This window comes from Phenylobacterium parvum, from assembly GCF_003150835.1.
Taxonomy (GTDB): Bacteria; Pseudomonadota; Alphaproteobacteria; order Caulobacterales; family Caulobacteraceae; genus Phenylobacterium; species Phenylobacterium parvum.
In genome coordinates this window covers 1,105,428-1,132,318 of sequence record NZ_CP029479.1, presented here as the reverse complement: position 1 = coordinate 1,132,318, position 26,891 = coordinate 1,105,428, and the positions used below count along the sequence as shown (strand labels likewise).

The 26,891-nt window shown below is 66.8% G+C and carries 25 protein-coding genes and 1 tRNA gene; 2 read left to right on the top strand and 24 right to left on the bottom strand.

The genetic code is table 11. The features are described from left to right. From rpsC to rpoB, 15 genes are all read right to left on the bottom strand, one after another. Positions 1 to 762 carry a 30S ribosomal protein S3 gene (gene rpsC, locus HYN04_RS05460; protein ID WP_110449823.1) on the bottom strand — a complete coding sequence of 254 codons (762 nt, stop codon included), beginning with the start codon at positions 760 to 762 and terminating at the stop codon, positions 1 to 3. Further along, positions 762 to 1,142 carry a 50S ribosomal protein L22 gene (gene rplV / locus HYN04_RS05455; RefSeq protein ID WP_110449822.1) on the bottom strand — a complete coding sequence of 127 codons (381 nt, stop codon included), beginning with the start codon at positions 1,140 to 1,142 and terminating at the stop codon, positions 762 to 764. Before rplV ends, rpsC begins: the two co-directional genes overlap by 1 nt. 2 nt (positions 1,143 to 1,144) lie before the next feature. Next, a complete protein-coding gene (gene rpsS / locus HYN04_RS05450) occupies positions 1,145 to 1,423 on the bottom strand; it encodes a 30S ribosomal protein S19 (RefSeq protein WP_110449821.1) in 279 nt (92 codons plus the stop codon). Between the two features lie 3 nt (positions 1,424 to 1,426). After that, positions 1,427 to 2,263: a 50S ribosomal protein L2 gene (gene rplB / locus HYN04_RS05445; RefSeq protein WP_110449820.1), complete on the bottom strand. Its 837-nt coding sequence runs from the start codon at positions 2,261 to 2,263 to the stop codon at positions 1,427 to 1,429. Between the two features lie 4 nt (positions 2,264 to 2,267). Beyond that, a complete protein-coding gene (locus tag HYN04_RS05440) occupies positions 2,268 to 2,567 on the bottom strand; it encodes a 50S ribosomal protein L23 (protein ID WP_110449819.1) in 300 nt (99 codons plus the stop codon). Then, the gene (gene rplD, locus HYN04_RS05435; RefSeq protein ID WP_110449818.1) at positions 2,567 to 3,205 is read right to left on the bottom strand and encodes a 50S ribosomal protein L4; all 639 of its coding nucleotides are present in this window, start codon (positions 3,203 to 3,205) and stop codon (positions 2,567 to 2,569) included. The genes HYN04_RS05440 and rplD overlap by 1 nt, the downstream gene beginning before the upstream one ends. Continuing rightward, a complete protein-coding gene (rplC, locus tag HYN04_RS05430; RefSeq protein ID WP_110449817.1) occupies positions 3,205 to 3,948 on the bottom strand; it encodes a 50S ribosomal protein L3 in 744 nt (247 codons plus the stop codon). Before rplC ends, rplD begins: the two co-directional genes overlap by 1 nt. Before the next feature lie 12 nt (positions 3,949 to 3,960). After that, complete coding sequence (gene rpsJ / locus HYN04_RS05425) at positions 3,961 to 4,269, bottom strand: 30S ribosomal protein S10 (RefSeq protein ID WP_110449816.1); 309 nt, start codon at positions 4,267 to 4,269, stop codon at positions 3,961 to 3,963. A gap of 399 nt (positions 4,270 to 4,668) precedes the next feature. Next, positions 4,669 to 5,859 (bottom strand): elongation factor Tu, encoded by a 1,191-nt coding sequence (gene tuf, locus HYN04_RS05420; protein WP_110449801.1) that lies wholly within the window; start codon positions 5,857 to 5,859, stop codon positions 4,669 to 4,671. Between the two features lie 53 nt (positions 5,860 to 5,912). Next, entirely contained in the window at positions 5,913 to 7,991 is a 2,079-nt protein-coding gene (gene fusA / locus HYN04_RS05415; RefSeq protein WP_110449815.1) for an elongation factor G, read from the bottom strand. A 99-nt stretch (positions 7,992 to 8,090) separates the two neighbouring features. After that, complete coding sequence (rpsG, locus tag HYN04_RS05410) at positions 8,091 to 8,564, bottom strand: 30S ribosomal protein S7 (protein ID WP_110449814.1); 474 nt, start codon at positions 8,562 to 8,564, stop codon at positions 8,091 to 8,093. 12 nt (positions 8,565 to 8,576) lie between these two features. Continuing rightward, positions 8,577 to 8,948 (bottom strand): 30S ribosomal protein S12, encoded by a 372-nt coding sequence (gene rpsL / locus HYN04_RS05405; protein ID WP_056018026.1) that lies wholly within the window; start codon positions 8,946 to 8,948, stop codon positions 8,577 to 8,579. A gap of 265 nt (positions 8,949 to 9,213) precedes the next feature. Continuing rightward, entirely contained in the window at positions 9,214 to 9,543 is a 330-nt protein-coding gene (locus tag HYN04_RS05400) for a TFIIB-type zinc ribbon-containing protein (RefSeq protein ID WP_110449813.1), read from the bottom strand. 123 nt (positions 9,544 to 9,666) lie between these two features. Continuing rightward, the gene (gene rpoC / locus HYN04_RS05395) at positions 9,667 to 13,860 is read right to left on the bottom strand and encodes a DNA-directed RNA polymerase subunit beta' (protein WP_110449812.1); all 4,194 of its coding nucleotides are present in this window, start codon (positions 13,858 to 13,860) and stop codon (positions 9,667 to 9,669) included. 89 nt (positions 13,861 to 13,949) lie between these two features. Then, on the bottom strand, positions 13,950 to 18,020 hold the full coding sequence (gene rpoB / locus HYN04_RS05390; RefSeq protein WP_110449811.1) for a DNA-directed RNA polymerase subunit beta: 4,071 nt from the start codon (positions 18,018 to 18,020) through the stop codon (positions 13,950 to 13,952). 249 nt (positions 18,021 to 18,269) lie between these two features. Between rpoB and HYN04_RS05385 the strand changes: the two genes are divergently transcribed. Continuing rightward, entirely contained in the window at positions 18,270 to 19,538 is a 1,269-nt protein-coding gene (locus HYN04_RS05385; RefSeq protein WP_110449810.1) for a serine hydrolase domain-containing protein, read from the top strand. A 42-nt stretch (positions 19,539 to 19,580) separates the two neighbouring features. Here HYN04_RS05385 and rplL read toward each other — a convergent pair whose 3' ends face one another. The 8 genes from rplL to HYN04_RS05345 form a co-directional block, all read right to left on the bottom strand. Further along, a complete protein-coding gene (gene rplL, locus HYN04_RS05380; protein ID WP_110449809.1) occupies positions 19,581 to 19,964 on the bottom strand; it encodes a 50S ribosomal protein L7/L12 in 384 nt (127 codons plus the stop codon). A 50-nt stretch (positions 19,965 to 20,014) separates the two neighbouring features. Next, positions 20,015 to 20,530 carry a 50S ribosomal protein L10 gene (gene rplJ, locus HYN04_RS05375; protein ID WP_110449808.1) on the bottom strand — a complete coding sequence of 172 codons (516 nt, stop codon included), beginning with the start codon at positions 20,528 to 20,530 and terminating at the stop codon, positions 20,015 to 20,017. 336 nt (positions 20,531 to 20,866) lie between these two features. Continuing rightward, positions 20,867 to 22,063, bottom strand: a complete 1,197-nt coding sequence (locus HYN04_RS05370; RefSeq protein ID WP_110449807.1) for an acetyl-CoA C-acetyltransferase — start codon at positions 22,061 to 22,063, stop codon at positions 20,867 to 20,869. 148 nt (positions 22,064 to 22,211) lie between these two features. Beyond that, positions 22,212 to 22,901 carry a 50S ribosomal protein L1 gene (rplA, locus tag HYN04_RS05365; protein WP_110449806.1) on the bottom strand — a complete coding sequence of 230 codons (690 nt, stop codon included), beginning with the start codon at positions 22,899 to 22,901 and terminating at the stop codon, positions 22,212 to 22,214. Between the two features lie 3 nt (positions 22,902 to 22,904). Further along, positions 22,905 to 23,336: a 50S ribosomal protein L11 gene (rplK, locus tag HYN04_RS05360; RefSeq protein ID WP_110449805.1), complete on the bottom strand. Its 432-nt coding sequence runs from the start codon at positions 23,334 to 23,336 to the stop codon at positions 22,905 to 22,907. Positions 23,337 to 23,448: 112 nt separating this feature from the next. Further along, positions 23,449 to 24,012 (bottom strand): transcription termination/antitermination protein NusG, encoded by a 564-nt coding sequence (gene nusG / locus HYN04_RS05355; RefSeq protein WP_110449804.1) that lies wholly within the window; start codon positions 24,010 to 24,012, stop codon positions 23,449 to 23,451. A gap of 7 nt (positions 24,013 to 24,019) precedes the next feature. Then, on the bottom strand, positions 24,020 to 24,328 hold the full coding sequence (gene secE, locus HYN04_RS05350) for a preprotein translocase subunit SecE (RefSeq protein WP_110449803.1): 309 nt from the start codon (positions 24,326 to 24,328) through the stop codon (positions 24,020 to 24,022). Between the two features lie 70 nt (positions 24,329 to 24,398). After that, a tRNA-Trp gene (locus HYN04_RS05345) sits at positions 24,399 to 24,474 on the bottom strand. Between the two features lie 189 nt (positions 24,475 to 24,663). On the opposite strand from HYN04_RS05345, the gene HYN04_RS05340 reads away from it, so the two are divergent. Continuing rightward, positions 24,664 to 25,593 (top strand): beta/gamma crystallin-related protein, encoded by a 930-nt coding sequence (locus tag HYN04_RS05340; protein ID WP_110449802.1) that lies wholly within the window; start codon positions 24,664 to 24,666, stop codon positions 25,591 to 25,593. An 86-nt stretch (positions 25,594 to 25,679) separates the two neighbouring features. Here the strand turns inward: HYN04_RS05340 and tuf (HYN04_RS05335) are convergent, their stop codons facing one another. Further along, complete coding sequence (gene tuf, locus HYN04_RS05335) at positions 25,680 to 26,870, bottom strand: elongation factor Tu (RefSeq protein WP_110449801.1); 1,191 nt, start codon at positions 26,868 to 26,870, stop codon at positions 25,680 to 25,682. Between the last annotated feature and the right edge of the window lie 21 nt (positions 26,871 to 26,891).

Genomic DNA, 26,891 nt, shown 5'->3' with positions numbered 1-26,891 from the left:
TTAGGCTCCCGCGCTCTCGCGGCGGTCGCGACGCGGACCGCGGTCCGGCCGGTCGCCGGAGCGTTCACGTCCACCGCCCTCGCCGGCCGGGCCGGACTCGGAGGCCAGGCGCTTGTCCATGGCCATGGGATCGTGCTCGAGGACCTCGCCCTTGAAGACCCAGACCTTCACGCCGATGATGCCGTAGGTCGTCTTGGCCTCGGCGAAGCCGAAGTCCATGTCCGCACGGAGGGTGTGGAGCGGCACGCGGCCTTCCTTGTACCACTCCATCCGGGCGATCTCCGCGCCGCCGAGGCGGCCCGAAACGTTGATCCGGATACCCTTGGCGCCCAGGCGCATGGCGGACTGCATGGCCCGCTTCATGGCGCGACGGAAGGCGATCCGGCGCTCGAGCTGGGCCGTGATGTTCTCGGCGATCAGCTGGGCGTCGGCCTCAGGCTTGCGGATCTCAACGATGTTGAGGTGAACTTCGCCACCGGTGATGGCCGCGACGTCCTTGCGCAGCTTCTCGATGTCCGCGCCCTTCTTGCCGATGATCACGCCAGGGCGCGCGGCATAGATGGTGATGCGGCACTTCTTGTGCGGACGCTCGATGATGATCCGGCTGACACCCGCCTGGTAGAGGCGCTTCTTCAGCTCGGCGCGGACCCGCAGGTCTTCGTGGAGAAGCTTCCCATAGTCGGCGCCGTCGGCGAACCAGCGGCTGTCCCAGGTGCGGTTGACGCCGAGGCGGAGCCCGACAGGATTGACTTTCTGACCCATCAGGCGGCCTCACCGAGTTCGCGGACCACGATGGTGATCTCGCTGAAAGGCTTCTGGATGCGGGATGCACGGCCGCGGGCGCGGGCCGCGAAACGCTTCATCACCAGGTTCTTGCCCACATAGGCCTCGGCCACGACCAGGGAGTCGATGTCGAGGTTGTGGTTGTTCTCGGCGTTCGAGATCGCGGAGTAGAGCGCCTTGCGCACGTCGCGGGCGATCCGCTTGTGGCTGAACTCGAGCTCGTTGAGCGCGCGCTGGACCTTGAGGCCCCGGATCGACTGGGCGACCAGGTTGAGCTTGCGGGGGCTGACCCGCAGGGTCGTGGCCTTGGCCATGGCCTCGGCGGGCTTCAGGCGGCGGGGATTGGCTGGCTTGGACATGCCTACTTCCTCTTTGCCTTCTTGTCCGCGGCGTGACCCGGGAAATACCGGGTCGGGGCGAACTCACCGAGCTTCATGCCGACCATGTCCTCGGAAACGAGGACGGGCACGTGCTTCTGGCCGTTGTGCACGCCGAAGGTCAGGCCGACGAACTGCGGCATGATGGTCGAGCGGCGCGACCAGGTCTTGATGACGTCCTTGCGGCCGGAGACCTGCGCGGCCTCCGCCTTCTTGAGCAGGTAACCGTCGACAAACGGTCCTTTCCAGACGGAACGGGTCATGGATCAGCGAGCCTTCCGGGCGTGACGCGAGCGGATAATGAACTTGTCCGTCGCCTTGTTGGTGCGGGTGCGCGACCCCTTGGTCGGCTTGCCCCAGGGCGTGACCGGGTGACGGCCGCCCGAGGTGCGGCCTTCACCGCCGCCGTGCGGGTGGTCGACCGGGTTCATGGCGACGCCGCGGACGTGCGGGCGACGACCCTTGTGGCGCGAGCGGCCGGCCTTGCCCAGGACCTCGTTCATGTGGTCCGGGTTGGACACGGCGCCGACGGTGGCCATACAGCCGTCCGGAACCATCCGCAGCTCGCCCGAGTTCAGGCGGATCTGGGCGTAACCGGCGTCGCGGCCGACCAGCTGGGCGTAGGCGCCGGCCGAACGGGCGATCTGGCCCCCCTTCAGGGGCTTCAGCTCGATGTTATGGATGATCGAGCCGATCGGCATGGAGCGCAGCGGCATGGCGTTGCCCGGCTTCACGTCGGCGCGGTCCGAGGCGATCACCTGGTCGCCGGCCTTCAGGCGCTGCGGGGCCAGGATGTAGGCCATCTCACCGTCCGCGTAGCGGATCAGGGCGATGAAGGCGGTCCGGTTCGGATCGTACTCGATCCGCTCGACCGTACCGGCCACGTCGAACTTGCGACGCTTGAAGTCCACCTTGCGGTAGAGGCGCTTGGCGCCGCCGCCGCGGAAACGCACAGCAATGCGGCCGCCGCCGCCCCGACCGCCGGTCTTGGTCAGACCTTCGACGAGGGACTTCTCGGGACGCCCCTTGTGGAGCTCGGACCGGTCGATCAGCACAAGGCTGCGGCGACCGGGCGAAGTCGGATTGTACTGCTTCAGAGCCATCGGTTCAGAGCCCCGTGGTGATGTCGATGGACTGGCCTTCGGCCAGGGTCACGACAGCCTTCTTGACGTCGGAACGACGGCCTTCGCGGCCGCGGAAACGCTTGGTCTTGCCCTTCACGTTGAGGGTGTTGACCTTGGTAACCGAGACCTTGAACAGCGCCTCGACGGCGGCCGCGATCTCGTCCTTCGTGGCGTCGCCGGCGACGCGGAAGACCACCTTGTTCTGCTCCGAGAGCAGGGTCGCCTTCTCGGTGATCACCGGGGACAGGATGGTGTCGTAGTGGCGGGCGGAGGGCGTGGCCATCAGGCGGCCTCCTTCTCGGCGAAGCGGGCGTTGATCGCCTCGACCGCATCCTTGGTCAGGACGAGGGTCCGGCGACGCAGCACGTCGTAGACATTGAGGCCGGCGTTCGGCAGCACGTCCACATTCGGGATATTCCGGGCCGCCAGGCGGAAGTTGCCGTCGACCTCGGGGCCGGCGATCACCAGGGCGTTGACCAGGCCGATCTTGCCCAGGGTCGTACGGAGAGCCGCAGTCTTGGCTTCCGACAGGGCCAGGCTGTCGACCACCATGAGGTCGCCAGAGCGCGCCTTGGAAGACAGGGCGTGGCGCAGGGCCAGGGCCCGGACCTTCTTGGGCAGGTCAAAGGCGTGGCTGCGGACCACGGGCCCGTGGGCCTTGGCGCCGCCGACGAACTGGGCCGCACGGCGCGAACCGTGACGGGCGCCGCCGGTGCCCTTCTGCTTGTACATCTTCTTGCTGGTCCGGGAGACTTCATTCCGGACCTGGATCTTGTGCGTCCCGGCGCGGCGCTTGGCCAGCTGCCAGGTCACGACCCGCTGAAGGATATCCCCGCGGATCTCTTCGATCCCGAAGATGGCGTCGGACAGTTCGATCGAACCGCCCTTCCCGCCGTCGAGCTTGATGACGTCGAGTTTCATTATTCCTGACCCTCGGCTTGCGGAGCCTCTTCGGCGGGCGCGGCTTCAGCGGCGGGAGCCGCAGCCTGTCCAGCCTTGCGGAAGGCGCCCGGCGTGGGAACGCCAGCCGGCGGGGCCTTCACGGCGTCGCGGATGCGAACCCACGAGCCTTCCGAACCGGGAACCGAACCCTTGACCATGATCAGGCCGCGTTCGGCGTCGATGCGCCACACGGTGAGACCCAGGGTGGTCACGGTTTCCTGGCCAAGATGGCCGGCCATCTTCTTGCCCCGGAAGGTCTTGCCCGGATCCTGGCGCTGGCCGGTGGAGCCGTGGGCGCGGTGCGACACGGACACGCCGTGCGTGGCGCGCATGCCCCCGAAGTTCCACCGCTTCATGGCGCCGGCGAAGCCCTTGCCGATGGTGGTTCCGGTGACGTCCACCTTCTGGCCGACCAGGAAGTGGTCCGCCGTCAGCTCAGCGCCGACCTCGATGAGGTTCTCGGGGGACACCCGGAACTCCACCACCTTCTGGCGGGGCTCGACCTCTGCCTTCGCGAAGTGTCCGCGGAGGGGCTTGGTCACGTTCTTGGGCTTGCGGAGGCCCGCGCCCAGCTGGAGGGCGACATAACCGTCGCGCTCAGCCGTGCGGTGGCCCGTCACGGCGCAGCCGTCCAGGCTGAGGACGGTCACGGGCACGTGGACCCCATCCTCATCAAAGAAGCGGGCCATGCCGAGTTTCTTGGCGATCACGCCGGTACGCATCGACCGATCCCCCTAGAGCTTGATCTCGACGTCCACGCCGGCGGACAGGTCGAGCTTCATCAGCGCGTCGACGGTCTGGGGCGTGGGATCGACGATATCGAGCACGCGCTTGTGCGTGCGGATCTCGAACTGCTCGCGCGACTTCTTGTCGATGTGCGGCGAGCGGTTGACGGTGAATTTTTCAATTTGAGTCGGCAGGGGGATGGGCCCCCGGACGGTCGCGCCGGTGCGCTTGGCCGTGTTGACGATCTCGCGTGTGGAATGGTCCAGCACGCGGTGATCGAAGGCCTTGAGCCGGATGCGGATGTTCTGACGATCCATATCGCTCTTCAGTTTCCCCTACAGACGGCGGTCCGTCCGCGTGCAATTGACCATTTCAAAGACCAACTCCGGACCCCTCTTGCGAGGCATCCGCACACGAAAGTCCGCAAAACGAAACGAAGCCTGCGCGAAGGACCGCGCCGGCTCCCGCCCCTCCCCTGGACCTAAGTCCCGGAAAAGGGCCGCTCCGCGAACCGCGTCTGCCTTCCGACACAAGGTCGACAGGCACAGCCGGTCCAACAGGAGGCGCGGGTATACGTGCCCGACTCGCCTCCGTCAAGCGCGCCCTCCCCCATTCCCGAAGCTTCTTCCAAGAGGCGGCGCATCCAGCAAAAAGGGCCGCGGAGTTTCCTCCGCGGCCCCTGTTGTTTCCCGGCTGGGCCGGGGGTGGACGAAGACCTACTCGATGATCTTCGACACCACCCCGGCGCCCACCGTCCGGCCACCCTCGCGGATGGCGAACCGAAGGCCCTGGTCCATCGCAATCGGCGTGATCAGCTCAACGTCCAGCTCGGCGTTGTCGCCCGGCATGATCATCTCAACGCCTTCCCTCAGGCGGATGATCCCCGTCACGTCCGTCGTCCGGAAGTAAAACTGCGGACGGTAGTTCGTGAAGAACGGCGTGTGACGGCCGCCCTCTTCCTTCGTCAGGATGTAGGCCTCAGCCACGAACTTCGTGTGCGGCGTGATCGAGCCCGGCTTGCAGAGAACCTGGCCACGCTCCACGTCCTCGCGCTTCGTACCGCGAAGCAGCACGCCCACGTTGTCGCCCGCCTGGCCCTGGTCCAGCAGCTTGCGGAACATCTCAACGCCCGTGCACACCGTCTTCTGGACAGGACGGATGCCGACGATCTCGACTTCCTCGCCCACCTTCACGATGCCCTTCTCGATCCGGCCCGTCACAACCGTGCCGCGGCCCGAGATCGAGAACACGTCTTCCACAGGCATCAGGAACGGAAGGTCCACAGGACGCTCAGGCTGCGGGATGTAGGCGTCAACCTGCGTCATCAGCTCCAGGATCGAGTTCTCGCCCAGGATCGGGTCGCCACCGTCGATGGCCACCTTCGCCGAGCCCTTCACGATCGGAATGTCGTCGCCCGGGAAGTTGTAGGACGACAGGAGCTCGCGCACCTCCATCTCGACCAGGTCGAGAAGCTCGGCGTCATCCACCAGGTCCACCTTGTTCATGTAGACCACCAGGGCCGGAACACCCACCTGGCGAGCCAGAAGAATGTGCTCCCGCGTCTGCGGCATCGGGCCGTCCGCAGCGCTCACCACCAGGATCGCGCCGTCCATCTGCGCCGCACCCGTGATCATGTTCTTCACGTAGTCGGCATGCCCGGGGCAGTCCACGTGCGCATAGTGACGGTTCTGCGTCTCATACTCGACGTGCGCCGTGTTGATCGTGATCCCGCGCGCCTTCTCCTCAGGAGCCGCGTCAATCTCGTCATACTTCTTCGCCGTCGCGCCGCCCGTCTTCGCAAGCGTCATCGTGATCGCAGCCGTCAGCGTCGTCTTGCCGTGGTCAACGTGACCAATCGTGCCAATGTTGCAGTGCGGCTTAGTGCGTTCGAATTTCTCTTTGGCCATTTCAAGCTCCAGCCCTCTCCGGGCCTGTCCTCTAGATTGGGGTTGGTTCGGGGTTAGGCGTACTTCTTGATCACTTCGTCGGCGACCGCTTGCGGCACCGTCTCGTAATGGTCGTACTGCATCGTGAAGTTTGCGCGGCCCTGCGAGAACGAGCGCAGCGCATTGATGTAGCCGAACATGTTGGCGAGCGGAACGAAGGCGGTGACCACCTGCGCGTTACCGCGGGTCTCGGTGCCCTGGATCTGGCCGCGACGGCTGTTCAGGTCACCGATCACGTCGCCCATGTACTCATCGGGCGTCAGGACCTCGACCTTCATCACCGGCTCGAGCAGGCGCGCTCCGCCCTTCTCGCGAAGTTCACGGAAGGCGGCGCGGGAGGCGATTTCGAAGGCCAGGACCGAGGAGTCCACGTCGTGGTAGCCGCCGTCGTACAGGGTCGCCTTGAAGTCGATCACCGGGAACCCGGCCAGAAGGCCGTTTTCCTTGGCGGACTCGATCCCCTTCTGCACGCCGGGGATGTACTCCTTCGGCACGGAGCCGCCGACCACGGTGTTCTCGAAGACAAACCCCGACCCCGGCTCGCCCGGCTCGAACTTGATCTTCACCCGGGCGAACTGGCCCGTACCGCCGGTCTGCTTCTTGTGGGTGTAGTCGATGTCCGCCGCACGGCCGAGGCTCTCGCGGTAGGCCACCTGCGGGGCGCCGATGTTGGCCTCGACCTTGTAGGTGCGCTTCAGGATGTCGACCTTGATGTCGAGGTGAAGCTCGCCCATGCCCTTCATGATGGTCTGGCCCGACTCCTGGTCGGTGAAGACGGTGAAGGACGGGTCCTCGGCGACCATCTTGGCCAGGGCGACGCCCAGCTTTTCCTGGTCGGCCTTGGACTTCGGCTCGATGGCGATCTCGATGACCGGCTCGGGGAAGTTCATCTTTTCAAGGATGACCGGCGACTTCAGCGGATCGCACAGGGTATCCCCGGTGCGGGTGTCCTTCAGGCCGGCCAGGGCAACGATGTCGCCAGCGTAGGCTTCCTTGATGTCCTCGCGGTTGTTCGAGTGCATCAGCAGCATGCGGCCGACCCGCTCACGCTTGTCGCGGGTGGAGTTCAGCAGGCCCAAGCCGGCCTCGAGCTTGCCCGAGTAGATCCGGCAGAAGGTGAGGGAGCCGACGAAGGGGTCATCCATGATCTTGAAGGCCAGGACGGACAGCGGCTCATCGTCGGACGCCTTGCGCTCGACAGGCTCCTCGGTCTTGAAGTCCAGGCCCTGGGTCGGGGGGATGTCCACCGGCGAAGGCAGGTAGTCGACCACGGCGTCGAGCAGGGGCTGGACGCCCTTGTTCTTGAAGGCCGAGCCCGCGAGGATCGGGTAGAAGGCGCCCGAGAGCACCGCCTTGCGGAGGCACTTCTTGATGACCTCTTCCGAGGGCTCCTCACCGCCGAGATAGGCCTCCATGGCCTCGTCGTCCATTTCGACGGCGTTCTCGATCATGTAGTTCCGGGCTTCCTCGGCCTTGGCGAGCATGTCGGCCGGGATGTCCTCATCGTTGTACTTGGCGCCCAGGCCCTCGGACTCCCAGACCACCGCCTTCATGCGGACCAGGTCGACGATTCCGCGGAGGCTGGATTCGGAACCGATAGGCAGCTGGATCGGGACAGCCTTGACGCCCAGGCGCTCGCGGATGGTCCGCAGGCACATGTCGAAGTCGGCGCCGATCTTGTCCATCTTGTTGACGAAGACGATCCGCGGAACGTTGTACCTGTCAGCCTGACGCCAGACGGTCTCGGTCTGGGGCTCGACGCCCTGGTTGCCGTCCAGCACCGCCACGGCGCCGTCGAGCACGCGCAGCGACCGCTCCACCTCGATGGTGAAGTCCACGTGGCCAGGGGTGTCGATGATGTTCAGCCGGCTTCCCTTCCAGAAAGCCGTGGTCGCGGCCGACGTGATGGTGATGCCGCGCTCCTGCTCCTGCTCCATCCAGTCCATGGTGGCCGCGCCATCATGGACCTCGCCGATCTTGTGGCTCTTGCCGGTGTAGAACAGGATCCGCTCGGTCGTCGTCGTCTTGCCCGCATCGATGTGGGCCATGATTCCGAAGTTGCGGTAGTCTTCGATCTTGTGGGTGCGGGGCATCGCGGGCGCTCGGTTTGAGGGGCGTCGGTGTCTTGCAAGAACGGCGCGGGCGGTCTTTGGGGAACCACCCGCGCCGGTGAACTCAGGCTTGTGCGGAACTTACCAGCGGTAGTGCGAGAAGGCCCGGTTGGCTTCCGCCATCTTGTGGGTGTCTTCGCGCTTCTTCACGGCGGTGCCCCGGTTGGAGGCGGCGTCGAGAAGTTCGCCGGCAAGCTTCTCCGTCATGGTGTTCTCGCCGCGCTTGCGGGCGGCGGTCACAAGCCAACGGATGGCCAGGGCCTTGCGGCGGTCCGGACGGACCTCCACCGGCACCTGATAGGTCGCGCCGCCAACCCGGCGGGAGCGGACCTCGATGCCGGGGGCGACGTTGTCGAGGGCGGCGTGGAAGGTTTCCAGGGGACCCTGGTCCTTGCGCTTGGCCTCAAGGATGTCGAAGGCGCCATAGAGGATGTTCTCGGCGACCGCCTTCTTCCCCTCGTACATGACGTAATTCATGAATTTCGTGACAGTGAGGTCGCCAAACTTCGGATCCGGCAGGACTTCACGTTTCTCGGCGCGACGGCGGCGGGACATGGACTCGTCTCCTTACTTCGGACGCTTGGCGCCATAGAGCGAACGGCGCTGCTTGCGGTCCTTCACCCCCTGGGTGTCGAGAACGCCGCGCAGGATGTGGTAGCGGACACCCGGAAGGTCCTTCACCCGGCCGCCGCGGATGAGCACAACCGAGTGCTCCTGCAGGTTGTGGCCTTCGCCGGGGATGTAGCACACCGCCTCGATGCCCGTCGTCAGACGGACCTTGGCCACCTTCCGGAGGGCCGAGTTCGGCTTCTTCGGTGTCGTGGTGTAGACGCGCGTGCAAACGCCGCGACGCTGGGGGCACCCCTTGAGGGCCGGGACCTTGTTCCGCGAAGGCTTGTCTTGCCTGGGCTTGCGGATGAGCTGGTTGACTGTGGGCATCTATTCTCTGCTCTGGAGGCGTGTGCCGTTGGGCCGGGGCGCCTCTTGGGGGTTCCAGTTACATTCTCTCTTCCGGCGCCGGGACCTCTGAACGCAAAAACTCGCCGGCGCGATGATCATCGCTCCGACGGGCTTGCCGAGGTTCACGGGAACAGCGGCGTTCATCGGTAACCGGGGCGACTCCCCCCGGCCTCGAAAGAGCGCGGTTCATACTCGCAAGGCCCGCCGCCGTCAACGCTGGCGGGGGCCTGCGGGATCATCCCCGTCAGTCGAAGATGTCGAAGATGTCGAAACGCTTCTTTTTCTTCTTCCAGTGGTCGTCGTCGTCCCACTTGTAGCTGCGCCGGCCCTCATCGTACGGGTGGCGCCGGACCCATTCCTGCGGATCCCGCCGGAAGGCGTCCGCCTCGCGCTCCAGGGACTGTCGGGCCCGGCCCTGGTCATCGGATTCGTCACGGACGGCGCCCAGGACCTTCTCGAGTTCGCCCCGATCCATCCAGATCCCCCGGCAGGACGGGCACATGTCCAGTTCGACGCCCGACCGTGACACGGTCTGCATGGAGGTGTTGCAGTTTGGGCAAAGCAGCAGCGGCATGGGTGTCTCCGTTATTCCCCCACCCCATGTGGGAAGCTCCCGCCGGATCACAACCACGCATGAAGAAGGGGCGGCCCCGACCCGCGGAACCGCCCCTCGATCTGCCTGGGATGATCCTGGGGCCTAGAGGCCCAGGCCCTCCTCTTCCGCTTCGACCGCGATGACCTCGGGAAGCGGCTCCATGGCCTCTTCCCGGCTGGCGCTGAGGGCGGCGTCGCGACGGGCGGCGACCCGCTGCAGGCCACGCAGGAACGAGCCTGTGCCCGCCGGGATGAGCCGGCCGACAATGACGTTTTCCTTCAGGCCTTCCAGGGTATCGGTCTTGCCCTGGACGGAAGCCTCGGTCAGCACGCGGGTGGTCTCCTGGAAGGAGGCCGCGCTGATGAAGCTGCGGGTCTGGAGCGAAGCCTTGGTGATGCCCAGCAGGACCGGCTGGGTCACGGCGGGACGGCCGCCGCGGGCCTCGGCCTTGGCGTTCTCCTCCATGATCTCCGTCATGTCGAGGTGATCGCCCTTGAGCAGGCCGGTGTCGCCGGGCTCCAGGATCTCGCCCTTCTGCAGCATCTGCCGGACGATGGTCTCGATGTGCTTGTCGTTGATCGGCACGCCCTGGAGGCGATAGACCTCCTGGATCTCGTCCACCAGGAACTCGGCCAGGGCCTCGATCCCCTGGATGCGCAGGATATCGTGCGGATCGGGGTTCCCGTCGATCAGGTACTCGCCCTTGCGGATGACGTCGCCGTCATGGACCGCAATGTGCTTGCCCTTCGGGATCAGGAACTCGACGGCCTCGCCGCCATCCTCGGGGGTGATCTTGATCCGGCGCTTGTTCTTGTAGTCACGGCCAAACTCGACGCGGCCGTCCATCTCCGCGATGACCGCGCAGTCCTTCGGCCGGCGGGCCTCGAACAGCTCGGCGACCCGCGGCAGACCGCCGGTGATGTCGCGGGTCTTGGCGCTTTCGGTGGACATCCGGGCCAGGACCTCGCCGGGGCGGATCTCGTCGCCATCGCCCATGGAGAGAATGGCCCCCACAGGCAGCAGGTAGCGGGCCTCGGACCCGTTGGCGAGGCGGCGATAGGCGCCGGTCTCGTCGAGCACGGCCATGGCCGGACGCAGGTCGCCGCCCTTGGCGGAGGCCCGCCAGTCGACCACGACCCGGTTGGAGATGCCGGTGGCCTCGTCAGCTTCCTCGCGGAAGGAGACATTCTCGACTAGGTCCTCGAAGCGGACGCGACCGCCCACTTCGGTGATGATCGGGGTCGAGTAGGGGTCCCACTCGGCCAGGCGCTCGCCCCGCTTGACCTTCTCGCCATCCTTGAACTTCAGGCGGGCGCCGTAGGGCGGCTTGTAGGTCTCGCGGTCCTTGCCATCGACCTGGACGCTGAGCACGAGGTTGCGGCTCATGCAGATCAGCGCGCCGTCGGGAGCCACCACGGTGGAGCCGCCGACGATCCGCACGACGCCGGCGTTGCCGGCCTCAAAGAACGACTGCTCGGCCACCTGGGCCGTGCCGCCGATGTGGAAGGTCCGCATGGTCAGCTGGGTGCCGGGTTCGCCGATGGACTGGGCGGCGATGACGCCGACCGCCTCGCCGATGTTCACCGGGGTCCCGCGGGCCAGGTCACGGCCATAGCAGGTGCCGCAGACGCCAAGCTTGGCCTCGCAGGTCAGGACCGAGCGCACGCGCACGGACTGGACCCCGGCGGCCTCGACCTTCTCGATCTCATCCTCGTCGAAGTAGGCGTCGGCGGGGACAATGACCTCGCCCGTGTCGGGGTGCCGGACATCCTCGGCCGCATGGCGGCCCAGGATGCGGGCGCCGAGCGAGACGAGCACGTCGCCGCCCTCGACCACGGCGCTGAGGGTGATGCCCCGGCTGGTGCCGCAGTCTTCCTCGTTAATGATGCAGTCCTGGGCCACGTCCACGAGACGGCGGGTCAGGTAACCCGAGTTCGCCGTCTTGAGGGCGGTGTCCGCCAGGCCCTTGCGGGCGCCGTGGGTGGAGTTGAAGTACTCCTGGACGGTAAGGCCTTCCTTGAAGTTCGAGATGATCGGCGTCTCGATGATCTCGCCGGAGGGCTTGGCCATCAGGCCGCGCATGCCGCCAAGCTGCTTCATCTGGGCCTGCGAGCCCCGGGCGCCCGAGTTGGCCATCATGAAGATGGAGTTGATCTCCCCTTCCCGGCCTGTGGCGTCCTTCGCGGCGGTGGAGATCTCCGCCATCATCTCGTCGGCGACGCGGTCTGTGGCCTTGGCCCAGGCGTCGACGACCTTGTTGTACTTCTCCCCCTTGGTGATGAGGCCGTCCGCGTACTGCTGCTCGTACTCTTCGACGAGCTTGCGGGTTTCCTCGACGATCGGCTTCTTCCGCTGCGGGATGATGATGTCATCCTTGCCGAAGGAGATGCCGGCCTTGGCCGCCTCACGGAAGCCCAGGCCCATCATCTGGTCGGCGAAGATCACCGTCGCCTTCTGGCCGCAGTGCCGATAGACGGTCTCGATGAGGTTCCCGATTTCCTTCTTGGTGAGGTTCTTCTCCAGCAGCCGGTGACCGACGGCGGGATGCTTCGGGAACAGGGCGACGATCTTCATCCGGCCCGGCGTGGTGTCGATCACCCTGCGGACCAGTTCGCCCTCGGCGTTCATCTCCTCATGGCGGGCCTTGATCTTGGAGTGCAGGGTCACCACGCCCGCGTCCAGGGCCGCATCGATCTCACCCAGGTCCGCGAACAGCTTGCCCTCGCCGGGCTCGCCGTCCTTGGCCAGGGACAGGTAGTAGAGACCTAGGACGATGTCCTGCGACGGCACGATGATCGGGCGACCATTGGCAGGCGACAGGATGTTGTTCGTCGACATCATCAGGACGCGCGCTTCCAGCTGGGCCTCGAGGCTCAGCGGGACGTGGACGGCCATCTGGTCGCCGTCGAAGTCGGCGTTGAAGGCGGCGCAGACCAGCGGGTGCAGCTGGATGGCCTTGCCCTCGATCAGCTTGGGCTCGAAGGCCTGGATGCCCAGGCGGTGCAGGGTCGGCGCCCGGTTCAGCAGGACCGGATGCTCGCGGATCACCTCATCCAGGATGTCCCAGACGGCCGGCTGCTCGCGCTCCACCATGCGCTTGGACTGCTTGACGGTGCCCGACAGGCCCTTGGCGTCAAGGCGGGCGTAGATGAAGGGCTTGAAGAGCTCGAGCGCCATCTTCTTGGGAAGGCCGCACTCATGCAGCTTGAGCTCGGGACCGACCACGATGACCGAACGGCCCGAATAGTCGACCCGCTTGCCCAGCAGGTTCTGGCGGAACCGGCCCTGCTTGCCCTTCAGCATGTCGGCGAGGGACTTCAGCGGGCGCTTGTTGGCGCCGGTGATGACCCGGCCGCGGCGGCCGTTGTCGAACAGGGCGTCGACCGCCTCCTGCAGCATCCGCTTTTCGTTGCGGATGATGATGTCCGGGGCCCGCAGCTCCATCAGGCGCTTCAGGCGGTTGTTCCGGTTGATCACCCGGCGATAGAGGTCGTTCAGGTCCGAGGTGGCGAAGCGGCCGCCGTCCAGGGGCACCAGGGGGCGCAGTTCCGGCGGGATCACCGGGATGACCGAAAGGATCATCCACTCGGGCCGGTTCTTGCTCTCGATGAAGCTCTCGATGAGCTTGAGACGCTTGGACGTCTTCTTCAGCTTCATCTCGGAGGTCGTGGTGAGGAGGTCCTCACGCAGCTTGTCAGCCTCCTTGGGCAGGTCGATGCCCTTGAGCAGGCCCTGGATCGCCTCGGCGCCGATCTCGGCGGTGAAGCTGTCGTCGCCGAACTCCTCCTGGTAGCGGAGGTAATCGTCCTCGGAGAGCAGCTGGTGCATCTTCAGGGCCGTCAGGCCCGGCTCGGTGACGATGTAGTACTCGAAGTACAGGACGCGCTCGATGTCCTTAAGCGGCATGTCCAGCATCATGGCGATGCGGCTGGGCAGGGACTTCAGGAACCAGATGTGGGCGACCGGGCTGGCCAGCTCGATGTGGCCCATGCGCTCGCGCCGGACGCGCGCCAGGGTGACCTCGACGCCGCACTTCTCGCAGATGATGCCCTTGTACTTCATCCGCTTGTACTTGCCGCAGAGGCACTCGTAGTCCTTGGTCGGACCAAAGATGCGGGCGCAGAACAGGCCGTCGCGCTCCGGCTTGAAGGTCCGGTAGTTGATCGTCTCGGGCTTCTTGATCTCGCCGAAGGACCAGGACCGGATCTTTTCCGGGCTGGCGAGGGCGATGCGGATACGGTCGAAGGTCGGGGCGGCCTGGACCGGGTTGAAGATATTCAGGACTTCCTGGTTCATGGGTCTTCCAGTTCGTCAGAGATTCCGGAAGCGGGTCGGGAGGGGCTGACGGCCCCTCCCCCCGCGCTGGGACGGGAGGCGGGCGGGCCTCAGGTGTTCTCGAGCTCCACGTTGAGGCCAAGGGAACGCATTTCCTTGACCAGCACGTTGAAGCTCTCGGGGATGCCCGCCTCGAAGGTGTCGTCGCCGCGGACGATGGACTCGTAGACCTTGGTCCGGCCGGCCACGTCGTCGGACTTCACCGTCAGCATTTCCTGCAGGGTGTAGGCGGCGCCGTAGGCCTCCAGGGCCCAGACCTCCATCTCCCCGAAGCGCTGGCCGCCAAACTGGGCCTTGCCGCCCAGCGGCTGCTGGGTGACCAGGGAGTAAGGACCGATCGACCGGGCGTGGATCTTGTCGTCGACCAGGTGGTGCAGCTTCAGCATGTAGATGTAGCCCACCGTGACGGGACGCTTGAACTGCTCTCCCGTCTGGCCGTCGTAAAGGATCGACTGGCCCGAACGGGCAAGGCCCGCCTGCTCCAGCAGGTTCTCGATGTCCTCGATGTGCGCGCCGTCGAAGACCGGCGTGGCGAAGGGCACGCCCTTGGACAGGTTCCGGGCCAGTTCGACCAGTTCCTCGTCCGTGTCCGGCAGCTCCTGGTCGGGACCATAGATGCCGCGCAGATGGTCAACCAGCGCCTTGCGCTGGCCGCCGTTCCGCCAGGCCTCAAGGACCTCGGCGATCTGGCGGCCAAGGCCGGCGGCGGCCCAGCCAAGATGGGTCTCGAAGATCTGGCCCACGTTCATCCGGCTGGGCACGCCCAGCGGGTTGAGCACGATGTCGACGTTCCGGCCATCCTCCAGGTAGGGCATGTCCTCGATCGGCAGGATCTTGGAAATGACGCCCTTGTTGCCGTGACGGCCGGCCATCTTGTCGCCCGGCTGCAGCTTGCGCTTCACGGCCACGAAGACCTTGACCATCTTCATGACGCCGGGGGGCAGTTCGTCGCCGCGCTTCAGCTTCTCGACCTTGTCGTCGAAGCGGCGGTCGAGGCGCTTGCGGGCCTCGTCGAACTGGCGGCGCATGGCCTCCAGCTCGCCCATGGCCTTCTCGTCCTCGAGGGCGATCTGCCACCACAGGCCGGGGGCGACCTCCTCGAGCTTCGCCGCCGTGATCTCCCCGCGCCCGACGCCCTTGGGCCCGGAGATAGCGACCTTGCCGGTCAGCAGGGTGCGAAGGCGGGTGGTCATGTTGCGGTTCAGGATGGCGAACTCGTCGTCACGGTCCTTACCGAGACGCTCGATCTCGTCGCGCTCGATGGCCTGGGCGCGCTCATCCTTGTCGACGCCATGGCGGTTGAACACCCGGACCTCGACCACCGTGCCGGCGACGCCGGGGGGCAGGCGAAGCGAGGTATCCCGCACGTCAGAGGCCTTTTCCCCGAAGATCGCCCGGAGAAGCTTTTCCTCGGGGGTCATCGGGCTCTCGCCCTTGGGCGTGACCTTGCCGACCAGGATGTCGCCAGGCAGGACCTCGGCGCCGATAGCCACGATCCCGGCCTCGTCGAGGTTGCGCAGGGCCTCCTCGCCGACGTTCGGGATGTCGCGGGTGATTTCCTCGGGCCCGAGCTTCGTGTCGCGGGCCATGACCTCGAATTCCTCGATGTGGATCGAGGTGAAGACGTCATCGCGAACGATGCGCTCGGAGATCAGGATCGAGTCCTCGAAGTTGTAGCCGTTCCAGGGCATGAAGGCGACGAGGACGTTCCGTCCCAGGGCCAGTTCGCCGAGCTCCGTGGACGGGCCGTCGGCGATGACGTCGCCCGTCGCGACCTTGTCGCCCACCTGGACCAGCGGACGCTGGTTGATGCAGGTCGAGGTGTTGGAGCGCTGGAACTTCTGCAGGCGGTAGATATCGACGCCGGACTTTGAGGGATCGCTCTCCTCGGTGGCCCGGATGACGATACGGGTGCCGTCGATCTGCTCGACCACGCCGGTGCGGCGGGCGACGACCACGGCGCCGGAGTCCACGGCCACGACGCTTTCCATGCCGGTGCCGACCAGGGGGGCGTCCGACTGGATCAGCGGCACGGCCTGCTTCTGCATGTTCGAGCCCATCAGGGCCCGGTTGGCGTCGTCGTTCTCAAGGAAGGGGATCAGCGAGGCGGCGACCGAGACCACCTGCTTGGGCGAAACGTCCATCAGGTCGACGTCGGCCTTGGGCAGGAGCGAGGGTTCGCCATTGATCCGGCCCGGGACGAGGTCCTCGGCGATCTCGCCCTTTTCCAGCTTGATGTTGGCCTGGGCGATGACGTGCTTGGCCTCTTCCATCGCGGACATGTAGACCACCTCGTCGGTGATCCGGCCGTCCTTGATGCGGCGGTAGGGGCTTTCGATGAAGCCGTACTTGTTGACCACCGCGTGGGTGGCCAGCGAGTTGATCAGGCCGATGTTCGGGCCTTCCGGCGTCTCGATGGGGCAGATCCGGCCGTAATGCGTCGGGTGCACGTCGCGCACCTCGAAGCCGGCCCGCTCGCGCGTCAGGCCGCCCGGGCCAAGGGCCGACAGGCGGCGCTTGTGGGTGATCTCCGACAGCGGGTTGGTCTGGTCCATGAACTGCGAGAGCTGGGACGAACCGAAGAACTCGCGAACCGCCGCGGCCGCCGGCTTGGCGTTGATCAGGTCGTGCGGCATGACCGTGTCGATGTCGACCGAGCTCATGCGCTCCTTGATCGCCCGCTCCATGCGCAGCAGTCCGACGCGGTACTGGTTCTCGAGCAGTTCCCCGACCGAACGGACCCGGCGATTGCCCAGGTTATCGATGTCGTCGATCTCGCCGCGGCCATCGCGCAGGCCCACCAGGGTCTTCAGCACCGCCAGGATGTCGTCCTTGCGCAGGACGCGCACGTCATCCGGGCAATCGAGCTCCAGGCGCATGTTCATCTTCACGCGGCCCACCGACGACAGGTCGTAGCGCTCGGAGTCGAAGAACAGAGACTTGAACATGGCCTCGGCGGCCTCGACCGTCGGCGGCTCGCCGGGACGCATTACCCGGTAGATGTCGAAGAGGGCGTCCTCGCGGGCGGTGTTCTTGTCGATCCGCAGGGTATTGCGGATGTAGGCGCCCATGTTGACCTCGTCGACGTCGAGGAGGTCGAAGCCGGTGAAGCCCTGGGCCTCAAGCTCGGCGATCACGCCCGGATCCAGCTCGTCGCCCGCCTCGGCGTAGATCTCTCCGGTCTCCATGTTGACCAGGTCGCGGGCCATGTAGCGGCCGGTCAGGGCCTCGGGCGGCAGGAGCAGGCTGGTCAGCCCGCCGTCGGCGAAGCGCTTGGCGTTCCGAGCCGAGATCTTCTGGCCGGCGGGGGCGATCTCCTCGCCGGTGTCGGCGTTGACCAGGGCGAAGGCCGGCTTCACGCCGCGCCAGCGCTCGGGCCGGTAGGGCGTTGTCCAGCCCCCCTCGCGCCTCTCGCAGCGGACGCTGTCGTAGAAGGTGCCAAGGATCTCCTCACCATCCATGCCCAGGGCCATCAGGAAGGTCGTGGCGGGCAGCTTCCGGCGACGGTCGATGCGGACGTAGACCACGTCCTTGGCGTCGAACTCGAAGTCCAGCCAGGAACCGCGGTAAGGGATTACACGGGCGGCGAACAGCAGCTTGCCAGAGGCGTGGGTCTTGCCCTTGTCATGGTCGAAGAAAACGCCGGGCGAGCGGTGCATCTGCGAGACGATCACCCGCTGGGTGCCGTTGACGATGAAGGTGCCCTTCTCGGTCATGAGCGGGATATCGCCCATGTAGACGTCCTGCTCCTTGATGTCCTTGACGGAGCGGGCGCCGGTCTCCTCGTCGGTCTCGAACACGATGAGGCGAAGCTTGACCTTCAGCGGCGCGGCGAAGGTCATGTCGCGCTGGACGCACTCCTCGACGTCGTATTTCGGCTCCTCGAACTCGTAGGAGACGTACTCAAGCACGGCGCGCTCGTTGAAGTCCTTGATCGGGAAGACCGACCGGAAGACCGCCTCTATGCCCTCGTCCCGGCGCGGACCCGAGCGCCCGTCGCGCTGCAGGAACTGCTCGTAGGATGAGCGCTGGACCTCGATCAGGTTCGGCATCTGCACGGCTTCGGGGATGCGGCCGAAGGACTTGCGGATCCGCTTCTTGCCGGTGAAGGACTGAGCCATTGTCTTCCCTTGAACAGCGCGCGGGGCGGACCCCGGGCGCGGAATGTGCATGCTGTCGTCCACCCTTGAACCTCCGGGGAGCCGGAGGCTGGACGCTGCAGGCCCCCTACTCGCCGGGGGCGTTCCCTCGCGCGGCCTCAGGGCTAAGGGCCGCGCCTCGGAACAGAGGCGCACGAAACGGCTGGCCGGGGCCAGTGGAATCGCGAAAGGCGGGAACTATGCGATTATCCCCCTCAAGGGAAGGGCCTGATGTCAAAAAACCGCAACATGAAGCCCCCGCGCCGGCGCGACCTCCTGTCCCTGGCGGCAGCGGGAGCGGCGACCGCCCTCCCCGCACCCATGAGCGCCCGGGACCGCACCCCTGACTTTGGACCCTGCAGCGGCTTCATCGCCTCGGCGCCCGGTCGGCGGCGCGCCTGGATACGGGGCGATGCGCCGGTCGGCCGGCCGTTCCGTGAGGACAGTCCCTTCAGGGTCGCCTCGGTCTCCAAGATGGTGGCGGCCACGGTGATCGTGCCCATCGCCAAGTCCCTTCCCGCCGGCCTCGACGCCGATGTCTCGGACCGCCTTGGCTTCCGGCTCAGGCACCCCGCCTGGCCGGACCGTCCGATTCCCCTTCGGAGCCTCCTTTCCCACACCAGCGGCCTGCGAAACGGACCGGATTATCCCGTACCGGCGGGGCGAACCCTGGCCTCCGTGCTCGGTCCTGATGCGCCCCCTGCGGTCCGCGCCGGATGGTTCGGGCCGGCGGACTGGCCCCCGGGGGCGAGGTTTTCCTACGCTGACGCGAACTTCGCCGTCCTCGCCCAATGGGCCGAGCGCGTGACGGGTCAGAGGTTTGACCGGCTGATGCACGATCGGCTGCTGGCGCCCGCGGGAACGGACGCCGGCTACAACTGGAGCGGCGTGTCCGAGGCGGCCCGGCGGAGGGCGGCTCCGGGCCTGCGGCTTCAGGGCGGAACCTGGGCGGCCCAGGTCGACTCCAATCCCCCGCCGGCGCCGGAGGCCGCTGTCCTGGCCTCGCCGGAGACCCCGAACCTGAGGGCCGAAGATGTACGTCCTGGCGAGAACGGCTTCGCCTTCTCCCCGCAGGGAGGTCTGAGACTCAGTCTTGCGGACATGGACCGCCTCGCCCGGACCTTCCTCGCGGACAAGGATCGTCTGGTGGAGATGGAGGTCCCGGTCTGGCGGATGGGTCCGGAGGGTGCGGACAATGAGGGGGGTGTGATGCTGGCCTATGGTCTCGGCGTGCAGGTGCTGACCGGTCGCCCCGGCGTCGCCGGCGACGCCTTCTTCGGGGCCGATTCCGCGGACTGGCGGGGACACCTGGGCGACGCCTACGGCTGGATGACCGGACTCTTCTGGAACCGGCGCACCGGCGAGAGCCTCTGCTGGGCCCTGAACGGCATGCGGGAGACCGACCGGCCATCGGGACGGCGCACCGCCCTCACCGCCCCTGAGGAAGACCTGATCGCCGCCGGACTGAGTGCCCTCGGACGCAAAACGGGCCCGGGGTGATCCCCGGGCCCGCCTGAAGGGACGCGAAACCGCGCCGCCAGATTACTTGATCTGGACGGAGGCGCCGGCTTCCTCGAGCTTCTTCTTGACCTCTTCGGCCTGCTGCTTGGAGACGTTCTCGACCACGTTCTGGGGCGCGCCTTCCACCAGGTCCTTGGCTTCCTTCAGGCCCAGGTCCGGACGGACGCCGCGGACTTCCTTGATCACGTTGATCTTCTTGTCGCCGCCGGCGGTCAGGACGACGGTGAACTCGGTCTGCTCCTCGGCGGCTTCGGCCGGAGCGGCGCCCGGAGCGGCCACGGCGGCGACGGCCACCGGAGCGGCGGCGGAGACGCCCCACTTGTCTTCGAGCAGCTTGGACAGCTCAGCGGCTTCCAGGACGGTCAGGGCGGAGAGGTCTTCAACCAGCTTTTCGAGCTTGGACATGGTTTGGTTTCCTTGGGATCAGGGGATGAGGGGTTTTCGGAAAGTGACGGTCAGGCGGCGTCTTTGGCGGCATAGGCGCCCATGACGCGGGCCAGCTGGCCGGCCGGAGCCTGGAGCACGCCGGCGACCTTGGTCGCGGGCGCCTGCAGGAGGCCGATGAGCTTGCTCCGGAGCTGGTCCAGCGACGGCAGGGTGGCCAGGGCCCCCACGCCGGCGGCGTCCAGAACGGTCTCGCCCATGAAGCCGCCACGAATGGCGAGCTTGTCGTTTTCCTTCGCGAACTGGCTGGCCACCTTGGCGGCGGTCACGGGATCCGGCGCAAAGGCGATGGCGACGGGTCCGGTGAAGAGGGCGTCGCCCGCCTCGCCGAGGGATCCAGCCAGGGCCTTCTGGGCCAGGGTGTTCTTGACCACCTTGAAGTGGGCGCCTTCCTTGCGGAGGCGTCCGCGAAGTTCCGTCATTTCCGCAACGGTCAGACCCAGGTTGTGGGTCACGACCACGGCGCCGGCGCCCGCGAAATCGCCCTTGAGCGCTTCGATGGTCACCTGCTTTTGTGCGCGGTCCATTGCGGTCTCCATACTCGGAACCGGCTTCGGGACCATTCCCGGAGCCGTACACACGCCCGTCAGCCCCCGAGGGGGCCTGGGACGACCTGTCCGTGTGAGAAGCCGCGGCGACGGTCCGCGGCAAGCCGCCGGCCGTTCAACCTCATCTTCCCGTCTCCCCGCGATACCGGAGGGGCTCCCCCGGCGATTACGGCCCCGGTGACCCCGGGACCCCGCAGTTCTTGGACAGGATCGGGGGCGAACCCCCGAACCCGCCGCCTCCAGAAGGAGGGGCGAAACTCTTGAAGGCGCGGTCGCTACACGAAGCGCCGCCGCAAGGCAAGACTTGGCCGGGCCTCAGCGGCGCTCGAAGATGGCCGCAATGCCCTGGCCGCCGCCGATGCACATGGTCTCGAGGCCGTAACGCCCCTTCCGGCGGTCCAGCTCGCGCAGGAGGTTGGCCAGGATCCGGCCCCCGGTGGCGCCGATGGGATGGCCAAGCGAGATGCCGGAGCCGTTGACGTTCAAGCGGTCGCGGTCATCCCAGCCCCACCCACGAAGGACGGCCAGGACCTGGGGCGCGAAGGCCTCGTTCAGCTCGACCAGGTCGATGTCGTCCCAGGACATGCCGGTGCGGGCGAACAGGCGCTCGACGGCCGGCACGGGGCCGATGCCCATGCGCGAGGGATCGCATCCCGCCGCCGCCCAGCTGACGAACCAGCCCATGGGATCGAGGTTCAGCTCGGCCAGCTTGTCCTCGGCCACCACCAGGCAGGCGGCGGCGGCGTCATTCTGCTGGCTGGCGTTGCCCGCGGTGACCACCCCGCCCTTCTCGATGGCCCGAAGCTGCCCAAGGGATTCCGGAGTCGCGTCCGGCCGGACGCCCTCGTCCTTGGCGAACAGGATGGGGTCGCCCTTCTTCTGCTTGACCGGCACGGGCACCAGCTCGTCGTCGAACTTGCCGGCGGCCCAGGCGGCGGCGGCGCGCTGGTGGCTCATGGCGGCGTACTCGTCGCATTCCTCGCGGCTGATCTGGTAGTCGCGCGCCAGGTTGTCGGCCGTCTCGATCATGCCGGAGATGACCCCGAAGCGCTCGATGGGCTGGCTCATCACCCGGCCGCGGGCCAGGCGGTCATGCATCGTCACCGAGCCGGCGCGGGCCCCGCTGCGCATGTCGAGGGAGTAGTACTCGACATTGCTCATGCTCTCGACGCCGCCGGCGATGACGACGTCGGCGACGCCTGTCTGCACCATCATGGCGGCATCGATCACCGCCTGGAGGCCCGAACCGCAGCGGCGGTCCAGCTGGTAGCCGGGCACGGAGATCGGAAAGTCGGCCGCCAGGGCCGACCAGCGGGCGATGCAGGGCGCCTCCCCGTTCCCATAGCCCTGGGCGAAGATCACGTCGTCCACCCGGCCCGGATCGACTCCGGTGCGCTCCATCAGGGCGCGCAGGATCACGGCGCCCAGCTCACCGGCGGTCAGGCTGGCCAGGCTCCCCTGGAACTTGCCCACGGCAGTGCGGATCGGGCTGACGATGGCGGCGCGTCTCATGGGGATCTCCCTGGGCGAAAGGTGCGAGGGCCGAGGAACCCCGGACGGGCCCGGCGGTCAAGCCTCGGACAGCGCCCTGACGTGAAAAGGGGGCGGCGCCCTGCGGCGCCACCCCCCCTGAAGTCCCGATGAAACCGGGTCCGACGCCTCAGGCGCTGACCGAGCCGGTGTCGATCCGGAAGCCTGGCCCCATGGTGGAGGAAAGGCTGATCTTCTTGATGTAGGTGCCCTTGGCGCCGGAGGGCTTGGCCCTGTTCAGGGCGTCGACCAGGGCGCGCACGTTGGCGGCGATCTGCTCGTCGGTGAAGCTGGCCTTGCCGATGCCGGCGTGGATGATGCCTGTCTTCTCGGTGCGGAACTCGATGGCCCCGCCCTTGGCGTCCTTGACGGCCTGGCCGACATTGGGCGTCACGGTGCCGACGCGGGGGTTCGGCATCAGGCCGCGCGGGCCCAGCACCTTACCCAGACGGCCGACCAGGGCCATCATGTCCGGAGTGGCGATCACCCGGTCGAACTCCATGAAGCCGCCCTGGATCCGCTCGACCAGTTCCTCGGCCCCCACGATCTCGGCGCCGGCGGCCTTGGCCTCGTCGGCCTTGGCGTCGCGGGCGATGACGGCGACGCGGACGTCGCGGCCGGTGCCCGAGGGCAGGTTGACCACGCCGCGGACCTGCTGGTCGGCGTGGCGGGGATCAACGCCCAGGTTCACGGCGATCTCGATGGACTCGTCGAACTTGGCCTTGGCGTTTTCCTTGACGAGGCGGATGGCGTCGCCGACGGGATGGGCGGCCAGGCGGTCGCCGGTCCAGGCCTTGGTGCGCTTGGTTTGCCGGGTCATGCGTCAGCCCTCCACGATGGTGAGGCCCATCGAGCGGGCGGAGCCCTCGATGATGCGTGCGGCCGCCTCGATGTCGACGGCGTTCAGGTCCTTCATCTTCTTCTCGGCGATATCCCGCAGCTGGGCGCGGGAAATGCTGCCGGCCACGTCACGGCCCGGCGCCTTGGAGCCGGACTTCAGGCCCAGGGCTTCCTTGATGAAGTGGGTCGCGGGCGGGGTCTTCGTGATGAAGGTGAAGGACTTATCCTGGTAGACGGTGATCACCGTCGGCAGGGGCGTACCTTTGACTTCCTTCTCGGTGCGGGCGTTGAATTCCTTGCAGAAGCCCATGATGTTGACGCCGCGCTGGCCCAGGGCCGGCCCGATGGGCGGCGAAGGGGTGGCGGAGCCGGCGGGCACCTGCAGCTTGATGTAGCCCAGAATCTTCTTGGCCATCTTCTCCTCTTTGACCGGACGCCCGGTCTGTTGAGCCGTGGTGCGGGGTCAGACTGGCCTCCCCTCCCACGGATTTGAAGTCCCCGGCCCGAAGCCCGGGGACGGTTGTCGGTCAGGCGACTTTCTCGACCTGGCCGTATTCGAGCTCGACCGGCGTGGCGCGTCCGAAGATGGACACGGTCACGCGCAGGCGGGCGCGATCCTCGTCGACCTGCTCCACCGAGCCGTTGAAGCTGGCGAAGGGGCCATCGGTGACCCGGACAGTCTCGCCGATCTCGAAGGTGATGGTCGGCTTCGGCCGCTCCACGCCCTCCTCAATGGCGCCGATGATCCGGGCGACCTCGCGCTCGGAAACCGGCTGGGGCTTGTTCTGGCTGCCCAGGAAACCCGTGACCTTGGGGGTGTTCTTGATCAGGTGGTACGCCTCGTCGGTGAGCTCCATCTTCACCAGGACGTAGCCCGGGAAGAACTTGCGCTCGGCGTTCACCTTGCGACCGCGACGAACCTCGACGACGTCCTCGGTGGGCACGAGAATGTCCGAGAACCTTTCCTCAAGGCCCTGGGCGCGGGCCTGCTCGCGGATGGCCTCGGCCACCTTCTTCTCGAAGTTGGAATAGGCGTGGACGATGTACCACTTGTGGCGCGGGTTGGCCGCGACGGGTGCTTCGGCGTTCATGGCAGAATCAACCCCCGTTGGCGAAGTTCAGGATGAAGGACAGGCTCCAGCCCAGGATCAGGTCCACGAGCTGGAGGAAGACGGCGGCCAGCACGACCATGATCCCCACGAAGACAGAGGTGATCCAGGTCTCGCGCGGCGTGGTCCAGGTGATCTTGCGGGCCTCGGCGCGGACCTCGCGGAGGAACTGGAGCAGACCGACACGCTTTTTCGGCGCCGCCCCCGCGGCCAGGGCGGACGAGGGCGAGACGGCGGCCGCGGTCCGCGCCGCCCGTTCCTTCATCGCCTGAGGCTTTGAGCCCTTGTTCCTGGCCATGGCCGTTCCTGAAACTCTCTCTTCCGGGACCCGAACCGCCGGATCCCCGAACACCTACATAGTCAGCCCGTGGCAGGAGTGGAGGGACTCGAACCCCCGGCCCTCGGTTTTGGAGACCGATGCTCTACCAGCTGAGCTACACTCCTGTGCCCCGACCCCGAAGGGCGCGGACGCGCCGGAGGCGGGCCCTCGCAGGCCCGGTTCTCCGGAGCCGGCTCGTTTAGCAGCGCCACCCGTGCGGAGCAAGGGGCGCGCGGTCTTGCGTCCTTCGCACGCTCGTTCAAGGATATGGCGAGTGCGTCGGTCGCCGACGCGCCAATGAGGGAGAAGACACCATGATGCGCCTTCCGGGCCTCTTCGCCGCCGCCGCCCTGGCGCTCGGCGTCGCCGCCGGACCCGCAGTCGCCCAGGAACGCGGCGCACCGCCGCCCCAAGGAGACTACTGGAACACCTGCCGGAACGTCTCGACCGTGGGCTATGGCCCGAACGCGGTCATGACCGCCCAGTGCCAGGACCGCTATGGTCGCTGGACCAACACCAGCCTTCGCGTCGGCAACTGCACCTACATCAGCAACATCGATGGCCAGCTCCAGTGCCGCTCAGGCGGTGGCGGAGGCGGGTCCTGGAACGGCGGGAACCAGGGCGGCGGGCGTCCGCCCTACGCCCAGCCCCAGGCCACCCTGTTCTCGGGGCTGAATTTCACCGGCCAGAACTTCGAGACCACCCGGGAGTACTCGAACCTGCCATCGTACTTCAACGACCGGGCCCTGAGCCTGCGTGTCGCCCGGGGCATGGCCTGGGAGGTCTGTTCCGATGCGAACTTCCGGGGCAACTGCCAGGTCATTGACCGGGACGTGCCGGACCTGCGCCGTTTCGGACTGGGCTTCGCCATCAGCTCCCTGCGGCCGATGGATGGCCAAGGCGGCGGTTACCCGACCTATCCGCCCTATCCGCCGGCGCCTCCCCCGCCCCCACCGTGGGGTGGCGGCGGCGGCGGCGGCGGTGGGTTCCGCCCGTCGACACTGCTCATGTATCCGAGCGTCGACTTCCAGGGCCCGGCCTTCGAGACGCGGTCCGAGTACTCGAACCTGCCCCGGCAGTTCAACGACAAGGCCCACAGCCTGCGCATCGTCGGGGGTGGCGCCTGGGAAGTCTGCGTCGACGCCAACTTCCGGGGTCGCTGCCAGGTCTTCGACCGCGACGCCCCGGACCTGCACCGCTTCGGCCTGGCCGAGGCCATCACCTCGGTGCGCCAGGTCCGCTGACCGGGCGGCGCATCCAGCAAAAAGGGCCGCGGAGTTTCCTCCGCGGCCCCTGTTGTTTCCCGGCTGGGCCGGGGGTGGACGAAGACCTACTCGATGATCTTCGACACCACCCCGGCGCCCACCGTCCGGCCACCCTCGCGGATGGCGAACCGAAGGCCCTGGTCCATCGCAATCGGCGTGATCAGCTCAACGTCCAGCTCGGCGTTGTCGCCCGGCATGATCATCTCAACGCCTTCCCTCAGGCGGATGATCCCCGTCACGTCCGTCGTCCGGAAGTAAAACTGCGGACGGTAGTTCGTGAAGAACGGCGTGTGACGGCCGCCCTCTTCCTTCGTCAGGATGTAGGCCTCAGCCACGAACTTCGTGTGCGGCGTGATCGAGCCCGGCTTGCAGAGAACCTGGCCACGCTCCACGTCCTCGCGCTTCGTACCGCGAAGCAGCACGCCCACGTTGTCGCCCGCCTGGCCCTGGTCCAGCAGCTTGCGGAACATCTCAACGCCCGTGCACACCGTCTTCTGGACAGGACGGATGCCGACGATCTCGACTTCCTCGCCCACCTTCACGATGCCCTTCTCGATCCGGCCCGTCACAACCGTGCCGCGGCCCGAGATCGAGAACACGTCTTCCACAGGCATCAGGAACGGAAGGTCTACAGGACGCTCAGGCTGCGGGATGTAGGCGTCAACCTGCGTCATCAGCTCCAGGATCGAGTTCTCGCCCAGGATCGGGTCGCCACCGTCGATGGCCACCTTCGCCGAGCCCTTCACGATCGGAATGTCGTCGCCCGGGAAGTTGTAGGACGACAGGAGCTCGCGCACCTCCATCTCGACCAGGTCGAGAAGCTCGGCGTCATCCACCAGGTCCACCTTGTTCATGTAGACCACCAGGGCCGGAACACCCACCTGGCGAGCCAGAAGAATGTGCTCCCGCGTCTGCGGCATCGGGCCGTCCGCAGCGCTCACCACCAGGATCGCGCCGTCCATCTGCGCCGCACCCGTGATCATGTTCTTCACGTAGTCGGCATGCCCGGGGCAGTCCACGTGCGCATAGTGACGGTTCTGCGTCTCATACTCGACGTGCGCCGTGTTGATCGTGATCCCGCGCGCCTTCTCCTCAGGAGCCGCGTCAATCTCGTCATACTTCTTCGCCGTCGCGCCGCCCGTCTTCGCAAGCGTCATCGTGATCGCAGCCGTCAGCGTCGTCTTGCCGTGGTCAACGTGACCAATCGTGCCAATGTTGCAGTGCGGCTTAGTGCGTTCGAATTTCTCTTTGGCCATGGGGTCCTGCCGGCTGGGCTA